This window comes from Metallosphaera javensis (ex Sakai et al. 2022) (genome assembly GCA_021654415.1).
Lineage (GTDB): Archaea > Thermoproteota > Thermoprotei_A > Sulfolobales > Sulfolobaceae > Metallosphaera > Metallosphaera javensis.
Genome location: AP024487.1, coordinates 364777 through 381311, shown reverse-complemented (window position 1 = coordinate 381311; position 16535 = coordinate 364777). Strand labels below are relative to the sequence as shown.

Below are 16535 nucleotides of genomic sequence, written 5' to 3'. Positions count from 1 at the left end.
CCGGATTAGCTCAGTAGTTTAAATGTATAAGCGTGATATTCTCCCTATTAACTAGATTCATTTTGGGTTCCTCAATTTTCCAGAGTAATGCCTTCTCCTTTTCCAGGGCTACCATGTATTTCTCTGTACCTTCTGATACTATTCCCTGGTATTTTACGTTGGTTACCCTGCTAAACGTGTGGAAAGCTTCGAAGATAACGAACTTATAGAGGAAGGGCATAGTGAGCTGATATCTCTCTAAGTTCTTGCCATAGGAAATGAGTTTCTCCATGACATTAGTAAAATAGAACGGTTCCAGGAGGGTTATCTCGTTTATTCCATTAAACCTGGAGATTACCAGGAACAGCCTCCTAGTTCTATCGGGAGTTACCACACTTAGATCAAGGATCCTGGTGGTTCCACCATTCTCTCCAGAGCCCCAGTACGCGGTGAAGCTTGCGCTTCCCTCATTTAGGAAGTCGATCACAGCTTCAGCAAAAATTATGGGTGGTATCTTTAACCTCTGTAGTTCTTCGTTAAGGAAACTCGAGATGCAGAACAAGTGACCTTCCCGAGTTATTCCTCTTTTGCCCTCACAATCAGCTACATTTAATTGAATCTCAAATACCACGAAAAATAATAATGGGATTAACTCCTTATATATTTTGCATAGGCTTCCGCTTCAATTTTCATGTTTTTTGTTATTAACAGGTTGAGGAGATTCTTATCCTCCTCGCCCTTAGGGTTATAGGAGCTCAGTATCTTTTCCACCTGCTCCAGCAGGGCTAACGCATCTTTAAGGGACTGCATGGAGTAAATAGTAGACCTAATTGAATAAATGGGTTACATTCGTAAAAGTGGTATTTCCTTAACCATTTTATGTGGTTGAATTAACAATCATCAATGAAATATCTCCTCGTTCTGTGGATACTGCTGATGGTAATACTGGCACCGTTGGTTATTCAGGTACAGAACTACTTTGTTTACAGCGATTCGCCATTCCTTTCCTCCGCATATCAAAGTGTGGTCGTGGAGAACGAGGCTAAAGAATACTTTAACCTGTCACAAACGTCGTACAGCGAGATATATGTCATTGTTAATGGTTCCTATAATCAATCATTTAGCGAGTTACAGAAAAATCTCCATTACCTTCAGGATGCCAAGGTTGTAACTCCCTACGAAGTTATTTCCCAGTATCAACAGCAGTACCTGCAGGAAGTATCTCCTCTAATAAATAGTACTGAGGCCAAGTTACTTCCAGTTCATGAGCTATACGTAAATCTGACCACGCTCAGGGTCAAGCTTCTGAATAACATATCTCAATTCCTATGTCAACTGAACGTCACGTACGGTGTGCCACTCGGAAAAAACGTGCAGGCATCAACAGATGTGATCTCCACGTTTAAGACCTACTACTTTCTCGCGTTGCAAAACTTCTCCCAAATTAATGCGTCAAGACTGGCTGGTTACCTGACATTTAAGGACCCCTATGTAATTTTCTTCGGATACAACAATTACACCAATGCGACTCTAGCGAGGCAGTTCCTTCTCAACTTCGAGGCAGTTCCTTCTCAACTTCAATAATTACTCTATCCTTATTCACCTCCTCACGGGCAAGGAGCTACCACCCCTGGCCTATGAAGATCCACGCAAATATGCTATCCAGTTAGTGGAGAGCAAAATCCCTCAACCTGGAATCTCCCTGTCCTACTTTCACAGGAATAACTCTTGGCTCTTCATAGTCCAGGTTCCCGACAACGAGAGTCTAAGCAATATAAATATTTTCATGGCCAACCTTCACGGATTGGTCACGGGACATCTCCCAATATACGCCCAGTCAGAGCTATACACCGAGCAGAACTTGAGGATAATAGACGTTGTTACTGTGACCCTGGTTGGTATTCTGCTAATCTTACTGCTCAGATCGCTGGTTCCAATCCTACTCCTGGTAGGTAGCGCAGTAATAGGTGTTGAGGTGGCATATGCGTCTCTTCTAGGGCTGAGGTTAGTGGGCTACCAGATCTATTACATCTCAGGCCTTGTTATTCCGCCCATAGTGTTCGGGATAGCGATAGATTATTCGCTTCTGTTCATTTACAGGTACTTTGAGGAGTTAAGGTCAGGGTCAAGGGAACCCCTCACCAAGGCTTTCAAGACGGCTGGTAGGGGCGCCCTTTTCAGCGGTCTCTCCATTACCCTAGCGTTTGCCTCATTCTTGGTCTCTCCATCTCCTCTATTAAGGAATATAGGAGTGGCCCTCGTATTGAGCTCCGTCTCCTCCCTTCTACCGTCCATAGGTTTTACCTACACTGCACTTAAAGGGATGAGTACTAGGACCCTTTCCTTCCCCAGAAAGGAAATTCCTAACCCATCAGATTCAAGGAGCAGGTACCTGAGGTTCATGGTGGACCTCTCCATAAGGCGAAAATATGCGGTGGTGCTGTTAATGTTAGTTACCTCCATTCTGGCCCTGGGAGTATTTCTGACTCATACGACAAACATTAACGCCAGCGAAATTGTCCCATCCTCATCGGAATCCCTGGTGGGGCTTGACCAGCTGACTAAATTTTTCAATTACAGCCTAGACTATGCGGTGATAAGGGGGAATCCCAACGAGTCTTATTCCTTTATATATAATGTGTCTGCCGAAGCTATTTCCAGAGGGGCATTGGTTTACGGACCAGCCTCTCTGGGTAAGGCAACGTTCAGCGAACCCACAGCGCTAACCAGCAGGTTTTACTCCCATGGATACACGCTCATGGAGTTTTACATTCCCTATCCTGTGTTCAGTGACGGTGCCATAAATTTCACCAAGTGGCTCGCATCAACCGGTCTCATGGTGGGAGGAAGCAACGCACAGAGGATAGACATAGTTTCCAACACGGTTCACGTTTATTATTCCCTAACTTTACCCATGACGATTATCCTGATCCTAGTGTACCTGGGGGTACTGCTAAGGTCCGTGGCCTTGCCCATAAGGCTAGTACTATCCTTGCTTTTCAGCTCCCTTGTGGGAGTGGCAGTTATGTTTCTGGTCTTTGGTACCGTTTACTGGCTCTCCCCGCTCATTGTATTCGCTCTTCTCTTTAGTTTGGGCATAGACTACGATATGTTCATCGTGCTTAGAATCAGGGAGGAGCAGGGAACAGAAGACGAAAGGATAAGGAAGGGAGTGGAGAAGACTGGCCTCGTAGTTACGGCTGCCGGTCTGGTGCTGACCGGAGCGTTTATCTCCCTTACCGCAGTGAACATGGAGTTCCTCAGGGAGATAGGATTTGCAGTGGGCTTCTCCATACTATTCGATACGTTCATAGTTAGGCCCTTCATAGTTCCAGCCATAATGTCAATACTTGGGAAGTATAACTGGTGGCCAGGTGTCAGGAGGGCTCACAACAAAGCTTAGCTATCTTGAGTACCTTGGAGGAGACTTCTAGGGGATTCTCACCAAAAACGTAAGCATTAGGTTCTACCCCATTTCCTCCAAGGTGGATAACTACGTCTGGGCACGAAGATATGACTGCGGCGATCATGTTTGCAATGGACTGATCGTCCCTCCTATCTGAGGGACCAACCTTGATGTTTATGAGACCAGAGCTCCGTATCGCCTCATCGACACCATCGTCGTATTTGATGTTCATAACGGATCTCCACTTCTGGCATCTCTTTCTGGTTTCAAGGAGAATGGTTGCTAGATGTCTGCTTCCACCCCACGTGGGTCTGGACGCGGGAGTAGGGACCCCTCCTATCACCGCTATCCTCCCTGGAATAGCTAGGACATCCAGTATTTCCTTGGCATCTCTCTTGGAATAGGCCAGGTTACTCAGGATTTCAGGAATTAGCTTTGCTACGCTCTCATTTCTCAATAGAGAGAGGGCAAGCTGCAACTCTGTTTCCTCATCCTCCCTATACAATGACTGACAAATTCTACAATCGGGTGAAATGGAGGTGTTCATGCGCCTGTGGAAGTTGCATAGTTTCAGCTGGCTCAACATGGTCAATCCGAAGGTGGTGAAGTAAAGCGAGGCCTCCTCTCTCCTTCCGCTTGAAACCAGACTCACCAGGTTTGATACAAGCGATTCCACCTCGTCGTTGCTGAGGCCAGCCTCGCCGAGCTTTCCGCGTAGATCATCCTCATCCTCGTCTAGGTATTGTTTGATTGCCGGTTGAGTTACGCCCACGAGAAGGGCGATCTTGTTCTGGCTCATACCCTGAGCTCTAAGCCTTTTAGCCACCAATCCCCTAACGTTAGGTAGCAGTATGTCCGTGATCAGCGACAGTGGTGTATCAAGCACGGTAGTAAGATTGAGCGGGGAGAATAATTACGTTTTTGATATGGAGATCTCTGCCGTTGATGGAAGCCTTCACGATTTCTTCACCGAAGAGGGAAAGAAGAGCTACGTTGTGGTTGCGACTGTGTTCTTCAGGCTGAAGGGATCAAGACTCGTGTATCTAGGTTCTAGAATCAAGGAGGCTGTCTCTAACGAAGATGGAGAGGAGGTCATGAGAAGGATGGAGTATGAGGAGGCCAACTCCCTGAGCGGACTGCTTCTGATGGACAGGAAAATAACCATGGACATGTCCCTGGGGCTGAGTATACCCCACGCAGTGATAGGGATCGTCAAGGATTTTGATCAGAAAGAGAGAAGTAGCCTGAACATCCCCAACCCGCCCTGGTTGCTCATGTCACAGCTCCAGGGACCTGTGAGTACGGGATACATCAAGCTAGCCACCCACGGATGGACTTTTCGCGTGGAGACCAACCTGAAGTGGGATCCGGAAAGAATCTTGGCCCTGTTATACGCCATGTCCAGGGAGCCCATCCCTGAGGCCTTTGGTTATAACTACCCACTCTTCCTTGCAGACAAAATGGCCAAATTCTACAGGGATAGGGCAAAGAGGACGCTCGATTTCCTGTACACCAAGGAACTGGTGAGATATAGGACTTTTAGGAGTATAGTGGAGGGTAAGAGGAGATCATGGAATTTGAACCGGTGACAGGAAGGCTCAGGGAGGTCAGGGTCACCACCAGACCCACAGCTGACGGGAGAAGTTCAGTTACTTTCAGGAACTTTGTGGTGGAGATGCCCTATTCCAGGGACCTGAACCTAAACATAGGAGCACTTCTCGCATTGGAGACCATAAAGAGCGATACCTATCTTATCCTTGAGGTGGCCGACTACGTTCCTGTCCATTACGGAATGATAAACATGGATGGGTCAATTCCCAAGGAGATAAGGGACCAGGTGATGGAGGAAGTTTCCAAGAGCTGGCGCGACGGGAACAGCTCGGAGATGTGGATAGACGTATTTGCCTATCCCATAGGTTATATTGCCACCCCTGAAGGATTCAAAAAGGGATATCTGCCTCCACTTCCAGGTTCCCCCGTCAGGATCCTCAACAGGGAATCATTCAGGGAATTTGTATGCGCAAGGAGTGGGGTGGAGATCGGGAAAGTGATAGGGGAGGACATCCCCCTGACCATAGATATCTCTAAGGCTATGGTTTACCACATGGGAGTTTTCGCCTTCACCGGGTCAGGTAAGTCCAATCTCACTGCTACCTTGATTCGCAGGATCCTTAACCACACCAACGCTAAGGTGGTGATCTTTGACGTTTCCATGGAATATTCAATCCTGCTGTTGGACCAGTTGCTCAGTCAGAGGGCGGAGATTCTCACCACAGATAGATATCCCTCCACTCCACTGGACGCAAGCAGGAGGTTCATGAGGACCCATGTGATTCCGGAGGATCTGGAGAGACACAGGGAAAACATAAGGAGGAAGGTTGAGGAGCTCTTTGCCTCAGGCAAGATAAGAAATCTCTACATTCCACCTCAGGGCTCAATGGGCCTAACCTTCGAGACCCTGCTGGAGCTGGTGAGAGCTCAGATAGATGATAAGTATACGGCCTTTGCCCAGAAGCCACTGTTCAGCCTCATGTTGAGGAAGCTGGACACGTTCATGAGGGAGAATAAGATCCCAAAGGATGCTCCTCTGGACGACTCCATTCTTTCAATACTTAAGGACATGGAAAATGAGGGCAGGAACGCTGGGCTAAAGGAGAACTCCTCGCTCTTCTCCTTCATCTCATCGTTGAGATCGTACATAAACACTGAGGTAAAGGAGAGCGAGGAATATGACGTGGAGAAGCTGGCAATAGATATCTTGGATAGGGATGAATCATCTCCAAGACTCTTTATCCTGGAGCTACAGAACCTGGAGGAATCCAGGGAAGTTGTTGCATCTCTCCTGGAGGAGGTCATGTCCAGGAGGAAGAGATCGTTCAGTACCTCGCCCGTTCTCTTCGTGTTAGATGAGGCACAGGAGTTCATCCCCTTCGATACTAGGCAAAGGGACAAGAGCGAGCTGTCCAGCAACGCAGTGGAGAAATTGCTGAGGCATGGAAGGAAGTATCACCTCCATGCGTTGATCAGCACCCAGAGACTGGCGTACCTCAACACAAACGTTCTCCAACAGCTTCACACCTATTTCATCAGTGTTTTGCCCAGGCCCTACGATAGGCAACTGGTGTCTGAAACCTTTGGAATAAATGACACTCTTCTGGATAGAACCTTGGATCTCGAGGTTGGACAATGGCTCTTGGTGAGCTTTAAGGCATCCCTACCGCATGACGTTCCGGTTTTCTTCAGTGCCCCAAATAACTTGGAAGAGGTGAGGAGAGCGCTTGAGGAAAATAGATCAGCTAATCCTGTCAATGATAAATGATGATTCCCTGAGAAATGCCTACCTGAAGGTGGACAGGGCCAAGTTTCTTCCAGAGAGTTCAGCTAACTTGGCTTACGATCCAGAGTTTGCTGATAAGCCCATCCCAATTACTGACAGGATTAACACCACTGCCCTAACCCTTGGGATGAAAATGCTGGAGTACTTGGGTCTAAGGAAAGGGGATAAGGTACTTGAGGTGGGGACTGGATGCGGGTATTACACCGCCCTGATTGGTGAGATTGTTGGGCCGGAGAACGTTACCACAGTAGAGGTGGATCCATGGATGGCGAGATATGCTGAAGAGAGGTTGGGCAATCTGGGGATCAGGGTTCAGGTAGGTGATGGCACCCTGGGATTTCCAGGCAACTCTCCCTATAATAAGGCAATAATCTGGGCAGCGATGCCCACGCTTCCCTGTTTCATTTATCAACAGCTTGCGGATGGAGGAGCCATGGTTGTTCCCATAGGGACCCAGAAGACACAGAACCTGTACAGGATAGTTAAGGCGGGTTCTCCCAAGCTCGAGAAACTTGATTCAGTCATTTTCATGAAGGCCCAGGGACTATGCGGTTTTTATGACTGATCAGGACTCAAGACCCTCTTCATGATTCCGCCCTACTGTCCTCATCATTTTCGAGAATCAATAGTATACATAAATACATCGATCTATTTTTTATTTTTAATAAACAACGTACAGAACTCTATCATGACGTCAATCAATTCAGGTAATTAATCCCTTCGTTTATCCCTACCGATAGGTTTTTAAAAAACGTTATCTACTCATAACTTGCGGCCGTAGTCTAGCCTGGATTAGGACGCCTGCCTGCCACGCAGGAGGTCCCGGGTTCAAATCCCGGCGGTCGCACTTCTCAGAATGTGGGGCAGAGTCCCCGCACCCTCGTTTTCTTTCAGTTCCACGTACGATCTAACAACATCATCTAAAGGTGCGAGGTAATGCTACTTCATCTCACCGTTCACGTTCTCCAGAACGTAAACATAATACCTCCCTTTTCTCTCCGGATAATCACGTCGCCATACTTATATCCCGTGCTTTTCTCTATCAAAGCAGGTCACTTCATGGTTGCCATTTCACGCGTGTAGACAATTGGCAACCGTCAAATTCCCTAACTTGAAGGTAGATTTAAAGAGGACGATAACTTTCCACACCTGTGAGATAACCCAATAATACCTAGAATGCATCAACTTTTTCACAAAGTAACATAACGTATGTATTAATCTTATTTCTGCAGTAAATCCTCTATGGTACGTAGTCCTGATTCCCAATCTCATGTTGGCAACGGCGATCGTATTAGGAGCTCTCACACTCCGTTTCTCGCTCTGCAGGACCACATTAAGCAGAGTTTTTAGTGTCTTCAGGAAGAGAAGAGGAAGGTCCTAGCCTGATCGGACCACCTATAAATCCTTATCAATACGGTCCAGTCATGAATTGTACTCTTGCCGTTTACTTTATGTTTTAAACTATGCATCGATAATTTCTTGTAACGTCGACAATGCATATCCGCGTTCTCTTTATTTTCAAGACCTCATGTTATTACATGTACTTCTCATGAGTAGCTAGTTCAGTAAAAATATCTTACTAGAGGTATTAAACTGATGATGAAACTTCATGCCAAGAGCCAGACCCGAGTTAATCAGTTTATGACCCAAATTCATGGAAGTTCTCTAAAACCGATCCTTCAACTGCAAGACACAAATACTACCATTTGACATCTTGCCCTCATGAAATATTTTCTTATTTTCGTCACCTCTTCATCCTTCTTCTTAGGGTACTTTGCGAGAATTGCATGGAGCATTGTCTCAGTTTATTCCTCACTGAAGCCAACAGAGATTCAGGATAGCGTGATTTTTTCGCTTTTCTTCTTGGGTTACGTTATTGTTCAAATTCCGTCAGGTATGATATCTGACAGGAGACCAAGGGAAGTGGTGATGCTAGCGCTGGTTGGTCTAGCCATTTCCTCCTTTCTCTCAGGTATCTCCACCTCAATACTTCAGGAGTATGTCGCAAGTTTGTTAATGGGTCTTTCAGCGGGGTGGATTTATCCTGTTACCATAAAGATATTGGCGTCCTCATTTGATAGGAGAGACTTACCCGTGGCAATTGGCTACTACAGCCTCGCATGGCCACTTTCCATAATTCTCGCAGGTCTTGTTCTACCTTACCTCAGTATCAATGCTGGATGGCGTTACCCATATTACATGATATCCCTTCTCTGCCTGATCATTGCAGTATTATACGCGAGGGTAAGGGTTACTGGAGGGGAGGCTTCAGGGAAGTTTCACCTGATAAGGGATCGAAACGTTCTGATAGTAAGTATGGCCGGTTTCCTGTTTTTTCTATCATACTGGATAATAACCCTCTATGCATTTAAATACTTTATTGAGGTGGGCCTGAGCGGATATGAGGCAGGAATTGCTTACTCTTTCTTGGCTATTGCTGGAATACCCTCCACAGTAATTGCAGGGCATTTGATAAGGAGAATGGGAGTCAGAAACACGTTATCCACTTTTGAGGGATTTTATGGAGTGCTCACAATCCTGCTATCCTTTCTTGTATCCAGCGTATCCCTTTTCGTGATATCATTTCTCATGGGATTTGTAAGGTTCGTAATAACTCCAGCCAATTCCAGCGCGGTTTCCCTCATCGATAAGGGAAGAGCTGGAAGCGTCTCGGGCTTTGCTAACTTTTTCTGGCAGAGTAGCGGTATTCTGGCTCCTATAGTTGCATCTTTTATGATCATTGAACATGGTTATCATGTTCTATGGATAGTTGTAGGGGTCGTTGTGCTAATCTCAGCACTGTTGTATAGGGTGATGCTGAGGATTGACAGATAAGAAGAACTGAAATGCGTAGACAAGTTTAATTACCCCATAGGTCTAGTTTAATTTACGTGATCGATAATGGGCCCATAGCTCAGCCAGGTTAGAGTGCTGGGCTCCAGATATCAGCATTGGGTCTGTCGACCCGAAAGGGGATGAAATATATCTGGAATGGAGAGACCCAGTGGTCCGGGGTCCGAATCCCCGTGGGCCCATTAAAATTCTATTTTGTGATCTTATCCAGTATTTCCCTGTGCAAGAAGCCAGGAATGGTAGTCGGGTATTGTTGTTGAGTTCCCTTGCCAGTGATCTTATTCAGCTTCACCCGACCCATGAGATAGATTAAAAATCGTGCCTGCACAGATTTACCTGGTCGGGTAGGGTGGAGGTCTCGCCAGCCTCTTTACCCGCTTGGCGTAATGCGGGCACCAGTAACCTGCATATGGCCGTGACCTCAATGGGGGAGTCCAGAGCTTACGATGAGGATCGCCCGGTAGGGCTGACGGATACAGTCTCCTCTTCCGGAGGGAGGAGGGGAACTGTATTAGCTGGGGGAACCGACTAGGCCCGGAAGGGAGCAGTCGTACCTGGACGTCAGCGCTTGCCGGTCACCGGTCTGAGGAGACTCTGGGTAAGCTCCTCCATTGATGCGCGGTCATATGCGGGGGCCGACCTTTACCTGTCCTATCTTTCTTGGATTCGCTAAGTTTTATAAAATGCAATCCATTGAAGTTGGCTATGAAATGGGACGAGAGGAGAATTCAGGTTCTGGAGGAACTCAGGGCCCGTGGAGTGAATCCTTATCCTCAGAAATATCCGCTCACACATACCATAGTTCAACTGAGGCAAATAGGTAATCAAAGGCAGGATAAGCCCAAGGACCCATTCCTGACCGGGGTGAGGACGGCCGGAAGGGTAGCTAATCTCAGGAGACATGGAAGGGCATCCTTCATTGATGTGTTTGATGACGGGGAAAAGCTTCAGTTATATCTGAGGGTGAACGAGCTCGGTGACAAGTACGAGTATTTCTTCAAGATTGTGGACAGGGGAGACATAATAGGCGTACAGGGGGACCTCTTCTTTACCGCGAAGGGGGAGCTGACGCTTCTGGTCAAGGATTACGTCATGCTGGCCAAATCCCTGATAGAGCCCCCAGATTGGTCCACAATGAGCCCGGAATTCAGGTATTCTCACAGGTACGTGGATTTCCTGTATAATGACAATGCCAGAAGATTCATGGAAACTAGGTTCAAGATTATCAGGGAAATAAGGAATATTCTGGGAGAGGAGGGATTCATTGAGGTGGAAACTCCCATCCTTCAGCCAGTGTATGGAGGTGCTCTTGCTAGACCCTTCAAGTCCCACGTTAATTACCTAAATGAGGACTGGTATCTCAGGATTTCCCTGGAGCTCTATCTGAAAAGGTTTATTGTGGGAGGCTTCAATAAGGTATTTGAGATCGGGAAGGTCTTCAGAAATGAGGACATAGATGTAACCCACAATCCCGAGTTCACGCTCATGGAGCTCTACTGGGCCTATGCCGACTACAACGATATAATGGACTTGACGGAGAGGTTGTTTAAACAGCTGGCTGATAGGGTTCTTCATACAACCGTAATTCCCTACAGGATGGGCGAGAAGAATGTTGAGGTGAACCTAGGAAGTTTCAGGCGGATATCCATGTATGATTCCCTGTCAGAGGCCCTAGGGAAGAACGTGGAGGAAATGAGCGATGAACAGCTTAAGGAGTTAATGCAGAAGAACGGGTTGGTTCCCAGAGGTTCACTCTACATCAGGGGACTTATGATAGAGAAACTTTTCGACAAGCTTGTTACGCCAAGTCTGGTTCAGCCTACCTTTGTAACTGACTATCCCATAGAGACAACTCCCCTGTGTAAGCCACATAGAAGTAAACCGGGACTCGTGGAAAGATTTGAACTTTATATCGCGGGGGTGGAGTTTGCCAATGCCTATACCGAACTCAACGATCCAATTCTGCAGGACAAGTTGTTCAGGGAGGAGCAGGACATGATGAGACGTGGAGATCAGGAGGCACATCCCTATGATAAGGACTTCATAAATGCCCTGAGCTATGGTATGCCCCCAACAGGGGGACTGGGGGTTGGAATAGATAGGCTTGTGATGCTCTTCACCAATAATCAGAGCATAAAGGAAGTCATTCCGTTCCCCATGGTAAGTTCGAAACTTATTGAGGAATGAAGGATACGGAGATTGCCAGGACCAGAAGTAGGACTAAAAAGCTCTGTATAACCATGGATACTCTCTCGCTTACATGAATTCTTTTCAGAAGTTCAGTGAATATTTTTCCCCCGTCGGTTATGATGAGTGGTGCCCCATTGAGCAACGCAAGGCTAAAATTCACCACAAACATCCAAAGGAAAAAGGCTACGAAGGGGTAAACGTACCAGGGATAATAGTAGCTAATGTAGACTCCAAGGAAGTGGGTTTGGGAGGTCACGTTCACGAACTGGGTTCCATTGGGAGTCAAAAGGCCTAGTGTGTATCTAGTGCTACTCTCCAGAAGGGACTTAAGTTGAGAGGGGGTAGATACAGCTACTCCGTTCACGGATTGGATAACGTATCCTGGATGGAGGGAAGCGTTATAGGCTGCAGAGTTCGGAATCACCCCCTCAATGTATATACCGTGTGAAAGTAGGGGTGGTAGATAGACTGCCAGAGGAAAGAAAATACCTGCAAGTACTAGGTTAATCGCTATACCAGCAGATATGATCTTTAGTTTTGCAATAAGGCTAGACTCTAGAAAGGAATTTTCGTCGGGCTCCACGAAGGCTCCAGGAAAGAATGCCAAGAGTATGAATCCACCGCTCTTCACAGGAACCCTGTTTGAGGTTGAGGATATGGCGTGCATCAGCTCGTGGAGCACCACGGATATACCAATACTGAGGAGAATGTAGGGAGCTTGGTCTATTCCCACGGTGACTCCGGGAATTATGGGCTCAAGTTTGACCGCTGAGGGCCTTGCAGGAAAGAGTAATGTGGAGAGGGAGGATAGGATCAGGTAAAGTCCCCCGATCATGGATACTATGGCTAGAACCACGGAGAGTGTTTCAAACACCTTAAATGATCTGGAGTTCGCTAACCTTGGAAACCATTGATCCCTAGTTCCTTTCTTCCACATAAGGAGGAAGGGATAAACACTGAAACCCTTCCTGGTAAGGTAATTTCGCAGTCCTAGGACAACTACCCAGAACACCAGTAAGCCAATGAAAAACTCTACACTCGATGCCATCGACTCATTTAAATTGTAATCGATTTAAAAAAACCTTGTGCAGATAGTGTATGATGAAGGGCGCTGGCTGATCCTGAAGACCCTTAGGGGCTGGGCACTGGAGATACTGAATAAACTTGAAGAAGGGTCCATGAGGGGATTCGTTTATGGTTCCGTTGCCAGAGGCGACGTCAAGGAAACCAGTGATGTGGACGTGATAGTTTTTGCGCCCAATATTGTCTGGCTTGATCTTCTAGAGGCCGATCATAAGTTCATCGTGCAGGCCACCCCTTCCTCAACCCCCAAGGCCTATATATCCCTGGATCGTGAGGAGAGGAGGGTAATATCATTCCCCTTGGGGAAGCTGACAGGAGTTGAAGAGGACTTCTATAGATTTGGAGGTCTTGTGGACAAGGAGCAGTTAATCAGGGGAGAGAGATCACCAGGAGTCAATAAGGACCTCCAGATCATAATTCCCAACGAGAAGGGCCACGAGGAGTTACCGCTGAAGGGTAATGAGGATCTGGCAGTGAAGCTGATGAAGGTCTCCATGAATACCGTTATGCAGAGGGAGAGACTTCTGAGCAGGCGCAAGGAAAGGGGAAGAACTGGAACCTTTCTAAGTTATGAGCTGAGGGAGGATGAGAGCTTGCAAGAGGCCGTAAGGAATTTGTTGAAGGAAAACAAATTCTTTCGAAGGACAATTGATAGAGGGAGTTATAGGGGGTAAGAAACTCAGGTCGGTCAACGTCACCCAGACTCATATAGCCGAGCTTAAGGCGTTTGAACTTCTGCTGGACGAGAGACCGCTAGGCAAATGTAACTACTTCACAGGAAGGGGGTATTATCCGCCATGGATCGAACTGGATTACGATCCGTGGCCTAGAGAGCAGGGGTTAGAGGTGGAGCTGTTCAAGTTGATTTACGATCTTCTACCGGATAATGGGAGGTTTTTTGTAACCTATTATAGAGATAATGACACCTTCAACGCCATAATGAAAGGTTTTTCGGTTGCTGATACGGAGCTGGGAAGATCCTTATTGAGGGCTGGCTTCACCTGGTTCAAGAACTGGTATTTTCCCGAGGGAGGCAACGAAGGAGGGATGAAAATACAGGCCAACAAGACTCTGGACCAGGAGACGAGGAGGAGACAGCTCTCGGAATTACTAGCAGAAGTTAAAACCCCAGAGAGCAATGGGCTAATAGTTGAACTCCTTGCTCAAGGGAAATCCTGAAATTGGACTTTACAACAGGGAATTGCCCAGGGGATGCGAGCTCTGTAGGATGGGCAGTAAGATGGTAGTATTTATATCAGGGGAATGTGGGGACTCCTGTTATTACTGTCCAGTCAGCGAGGGAAGATTCGGCAAGGATTTTGCTTACGCTAACGAGCGTAAGGTCACGGAATTGGAGGACTTCATTTACGAGTCCTACAGGATGAATGCCCTTGGTGCAGGAATAACGGGGGGAGACCCATTACTTCATCTGGACAGGGTCGTGGAATTGATCACCTTATTAAAAGACGAGTTTGGGAGATCCTATCATATTCACCTGTACACAACTGGCAGGTACGCCTCCATGGATGCGCTTACTGAGTTAGCGAAGGCGGGACTTGACGAGATCAGGTTTCATCCAGTTAAGGAGCAATACCTCTCTGCAGTGGAGAGGGCACTTAGACTGGGGATAGACGTGGGGCTGGAACTGCCAGCTATACCGGGGGAAGAGGAAAGGATATCTCAGCTCGTGAACTGGGCCAGAAACAAGGGCGTTAAATTCGTTAACCTCAACGAACTTGAACTCACGGAGAGGAATTTTCAGAGTCTCAACTCCAGGGGCTTTAGGATAGGCCACGGATTGGCTGGGGTATCTGGAAGTTTCGAGGCCTCCATGAGGGTCCTCGAGAAGTTTCATGAGGCTGAGATTTCCCTTCATTACTGCAGTTCAGTATACAAGGACGTGGTGGAGACCAGAACCAGGTTTATCAGAACCTTGAGAGCTAGTGGAAAACCCTATGAAGAGGTAACAGGGGAGGGGACCTCGTTGCGGGCTGTGGTGAAGGCGTCTGTAGACCTTTCAGAGTTCGGAGAAAGAAGCGGAGACGCTTTCGTGGTGAGTCCCTCTCTGGTTAACCTTCTTCCTAAGGAGAAAATTGACGAGATATGGATGGTGGAGGAACTACCCTACGGTCAGAGACTTTCCGAAAAACTAGTTTATTCTAAATCTAAGGATAGCCAGTAGACCTGTCAGGTTCTTTAACTGAAGGTACACAGGTGAGTCCTTGGGCACTATCATAACCTTCCCACCCTTGCTTTCTACTGCCTCCATGATTTCCTCGGTCCTCTTCCTAGTTTCCTCGTCTTCCAGTGTTAATAGATCGTCGGTCACCAGAAGGGTTTCCACAGCGCCAATCTGGGATGCCCTCTCAACTTCCTCCCTACCATAAACCACGAGGGACGAACCCTGAGCTAGAAGCGACAGACCCCTCTCCAGTTCCCTTGAGGCTATGGAGATCTGATAGTCCCGCATAACTTCATCTATGACGTCTCTCCTGAGGATTTCGTTTAGTCCAGCCCTAGAGGCCGAGGATACGTTATCCATGTAAATTCTGGCTTTCACCTTGAGCTTATCCCTCACTATCTCCTTAAATGGTCCAGGGCCTGCTATGATTATCGCGTCGGGAGAATATTGTTTCACGTATTGTTCCACTTCCTTGCTCACCTCCAGCGCAGCGTTCTCAAGGGACTTATCCTCGTCAGATACCCCTGGAAGGCTTCTCTCTGTCAGTATTCTGATTCCCTGTTCCATGGGCAGTGCAACTAGGAGTTCGTCCTGATCCGTGAGGACTATGAGTACCCTTCTATTTTTCTCTGCTTGCTTCTTTATTCTATCGATGAGTCCCTTGGTCCACTTCTTTATAATTACAATTTCATCTCCAATATCAAGATTTATTGTGTGATGCGATCCCTTAATGCTGTATCTCTCAGGGGCGTCCCTAACTATTCCGTGAATCCTGAGCCTTGAGGTGAATGGTTGAAATTCTGAGAACTCTACCTCCAGCTCCACAACCATGGGAATTCGCCTGCTATCGTTACCCATGCTCACGTCTCTGGTGGTTCTGGCCACCACGATATCTCCCTTGTTTAAGACAAGGTGAATCAGCCAGAGATCATCCTCATTTTCCACGTGAAGTTTAAGGGCACCTGCCTTTTCGTCATATTCTAATATCTTCATCGTGTTAACACAAGTATTATGTCCTCCATAATTATTTCTGACGCGTGGGAAGAGGACCTTGAGCAGATAGAGAAGATAGAAAGGGAGAGTTTCGATAATCCCTATCCCTTTTCTCTTCTTAAGGCGTATCTGCAGTTGGCTGAGGGTCTTTTCCTCGTTGCCAGAGATGGGGATAGGGTGGTTGGGTATTGCATAGGTATAGTTCAGTTAAAGGTGAGGGGTCATATCATTTCCATAGCATCCTCTAGTGAGGTCAGGAGAACGGGAATAGGCTCTCTTCTTCTCCAAGAGCTCGAAAGGAGGTTCCATAAACTGGGATGCACGTATTCGTATCTGGAGGTAAATGTAAATAATGAAGAGGCCATAAGGTTCTACTACAACAGGTCATATAGAGTTGTGAGGACTAGAAGGAATTATTACGGAAGAAATAAACACGGATTCGTAATGGTAAAGAACTTTAAGGGAGAGTCAGGATTTGAATGATCAAGGGTTTTTATGCCTCAAGGAGCAGA

General features: G+C 47.0%; 16 protein-coding genes, 2 tRNA genes, 1 other RNA gene and 1 pseudogene. 14 read left to right on the top strand and 6 right to left on the bottom strand.

What is annotated here, in order from left to right; genetic code table 11:
* Positions 1-10: 10 nt before the first annotated feature.
* A complete protein-coding gene (locus tag QVC96_RS02245) occupies positions 11-610 on the bottom strand; it encodes a hypothetical protein (RefSeq protein WP_287689823.1) in 600 nt (199 codons plus the stop codon).
* Between the two features lie 17 nt (positions 611-627).
* Positions 628-789, bottom strand: coding sequence for a hypothetical protein (locus QVC96_RS02240; RefSeq protein WP_238024795.1), 162 nt, complete (start codon positions 787-789; stop codon positions 628-630).
* Positions 790-882: 93 nt separating this feature from the next.
* Between QVC96_RS02240 and QVC96_RS02235 the strand changes: the two genes are divergently transcribed.
* Positions 883-1563, top strand: coding sequence for a hypothetical protein (locus tag QVC96_RS02235; RefSeq protein ID WP_287689822.1), 681 nt, complete (start codon positions 883-885; stop codon positions 1561-1563).
* 85 nt (positions 1564-1648) lie between these two features.
* Positions 1649-3382 (top strand): MMPL family transporter, encoded by a 1734-nt coding sequence (locus QVC96_RS02230; RefSeq protein WP_287689821.1) that lies wholly within the window; start codon positions 1649-1651, stop codon positions 3380-3382.
* Here QVC96_RS02230 and QVC96_RS02225 read toward each other — a convergent pair.
* Positions 3357-4271 (bottom strand): thiamine-phosphate synthase family protein, encoded by a 915-nt coding sequence (locus tag QVC96_RS02225; RefSeq protein ID WP_287689820.1) that lies wholly within the window; start codon positions 4269-4271, stop codon positions 3357-3359. The genes QVC96_RS02230 and QVC96_RS02225 overlap by 26 nt on opposite strands.
* Here QVC96_RS02225 and QVC96_RS02220 point away from each other — a divergent pair.
* From QVC96_RS02220 to QVC96_RS02205, 4 genes are all read left to right on the top strand, one after another.
* Positions 4237-4974 carry a DNA double-strand break repair nuclease NurA gene (locus QVC96_RS02220; RefSeq protein ID WP_238024798.1) on the top strand — a complete coding sequence of 246 codons (738 nt, stop codon included), beginning with the start codon at positions 4237-4239 and terminating at the stop codon, positions 4972-4974. The two genes, QVC96_RS02225 and QVC96_RS02220, sit on opposite strands and share 35 nt — an antisense overlap.
* Positions 4956-6704, top strand: coding sequence for an ATP-binding protein (locus QVC96_RS02215; RefSeq protein ID WP_287689819.1), 1749 nt, complete (start codon positions 4956-4958; stop codon positions 6702-6704). Before QVC96_RS02220 ends, QVC96_RS02215 begins: the two co-directional genes overlap by 19 nt.
* Positions 6664-7287, top strand: a complete 624-nt coding sequence (locus QVC96_RS02210; protein ID WP_287689818.1) for a protein-L-isoaspartate O-methyltransferase family protein — start codon at positions 6664-6666, stop codon at positions 7285-7287. The genes QVC96_RS02215 and QVC96_RS02210 overlap by 41 nt, the downstream gene beginning before the upstream one ends.
* A gap of 206 nt (positions 7288-7493) precedes the next feature.
* A tRNA-Gly gene (locus QVC96_RS02205) sits at positions 7494-7569 on the top strand.
* On the opposite strand, the pseudogene QVC96_RS02200 reads toward QVC96_RS02205, so the two are convergent.
* Positions 7551-7658: pseudogene (locus QVC96_RS02200) on the bottom strand (putative integrase); the annotation flags it as partial. The gene QVC96_RS02205 and the pseudogene QVC96_RS02200 sit on opposite strands and share 19 nt — an antisense overlap.
* Before the next feature lie 786 nt (positions 7659-8444).
* Between QVC96_RS02200 and QVC96_RS02195 the strand changes: the two are divergent.
* From QVC96_RS02195 to lysS, 4 genes are all read left to right on the top strand, one after another.
* The gene (locus QVC96_RS02195) at positions 8445-9557 is read left to right on the top strand and encodes an MFS transporter (protein ID WP_238024801.1); all 1113 of its coding nucleotides are present in this window, start codon (positions 8445-8447) and stop codon (positions 9555-9557) included.
* A 68-nt stretch (positions 9558-9625) separates the two neighbouring features.
* Positions 9626-9757: transfer RNA gene (locus QVC96_RS02190), tRNA-Trp, on the top strand.
* 155 nt (positions 9758-9912) lie between these two features.
* Positions 9913-10217, top strand: an RNA gene (gene ffs / locus QVC96_RS02185) — signal recognition particle sRNA.
* A 63-nt stretch (positions 10218-10280) separates the two neighbouring features.
* A complete protein-coding gene (gene lysS / locus QVC96_RS02180) occupies positions 10281-11762 on the top strand; it encodes a lysine--tRNA ligase (RefSeq protein ID WP_238024802.1) in 1482 nt (493 codons plus the stop codon).
* Here the strand turns inward: lysS and QVC96_RS02175 are convergent.
* Positions 11749-12813: a site-2 protease family protein gene (locus QVC96_RS02175; protein ID WP_287689817.1), complete on the bottom strand. Its 1065-nt coding sequence runs from the start codon at positions 12811-12813 to the stop codon at positions 11749-11751. The genes lysS and QVC96_RS02175 overlap by 14 nt on opposite strands.
* Before the next feature lie 37 nt (positions 12814-12850).
* On the opposite strand from QVC96_RS02175, the gene QVC96_RS02170 reads away from it, so the two are divergent.
* Genes QVC96_RS02170 through QVC96_RS02160 form a run of 3 tightly spaced genes read left to right on the top strand, consistent with a single transcriptional unit; the run spans position 12851 to position 15030 of the window.
* Positions 12851-13522 carry a nucleotidyltransferase domain-containing protein gene (locus tag QVC96_RS02170; RefSeq protein WP_287689816.1) on the top strand — a complete coding sequence of 224 codons (672 nt, stop codon included), beginning with the start codon at positions 12851-12853 and terminating at the stop codon, positions 13520-13522.
* Positions 13497-14027, top strand: coding sequence for a DUF1122 family protein (locus QVC96_RS02165; protein WP_287689815.1), 531 nt, complete (start codon positions 13497-13499; stop codon positions 14025-14027). The genes QVC96_RS02170 and QVC96_RS02165 overlap by 26 nt, the downstream gene beginning before the upstream one ends.
* A 49-nt stretch (positions 14028-14076) precedes the next feature.
* A complete protein-coding gene (locus QVC96_RS02160; RefSeq protein ID WP_287690403.1) occupies positions 14077-15030 on the top strand; it encodes a radical SAM protein in 954 nt (317 codons plus the stop codon).
* Here the strand turns inward: QVC96_RS02160 and QVC96_RS02155 are convergent.
* Positions 14998-16023: an mRNA surveillance protein pelota gene (locus tag QVC96_RS02155; protein WP_238024805.1), complete on the bottom strand. Its 1026-nt coding sequence runs from the start codon at positions 16021-16023 to the stop codon at positions 14998-15000. The two genes, QVC96_RS02160 and QVC96_RS02155, sit on opposite strands and share 33 nt — an antisense overlap.
* 18 nt (positions 16024-16041) lie before the next feature.
* Between QVC96_RS02155 and rimI the strand changes: the two genes are divergently transcribed.
* Positions 16042-16506, top strand: a complete 465-nt coding sequence (gene rimI / locus QVC96_RS02150) for a ribosomal protein S18-alanine N-acetyltransferase (protein ID WP_287689814.1) — start codon at positions 16042-16044, stop codon at positions 16504-16506.
* The last annotated feature ends 29 nt before the right edge of the window (positions 16507-16535 follow it).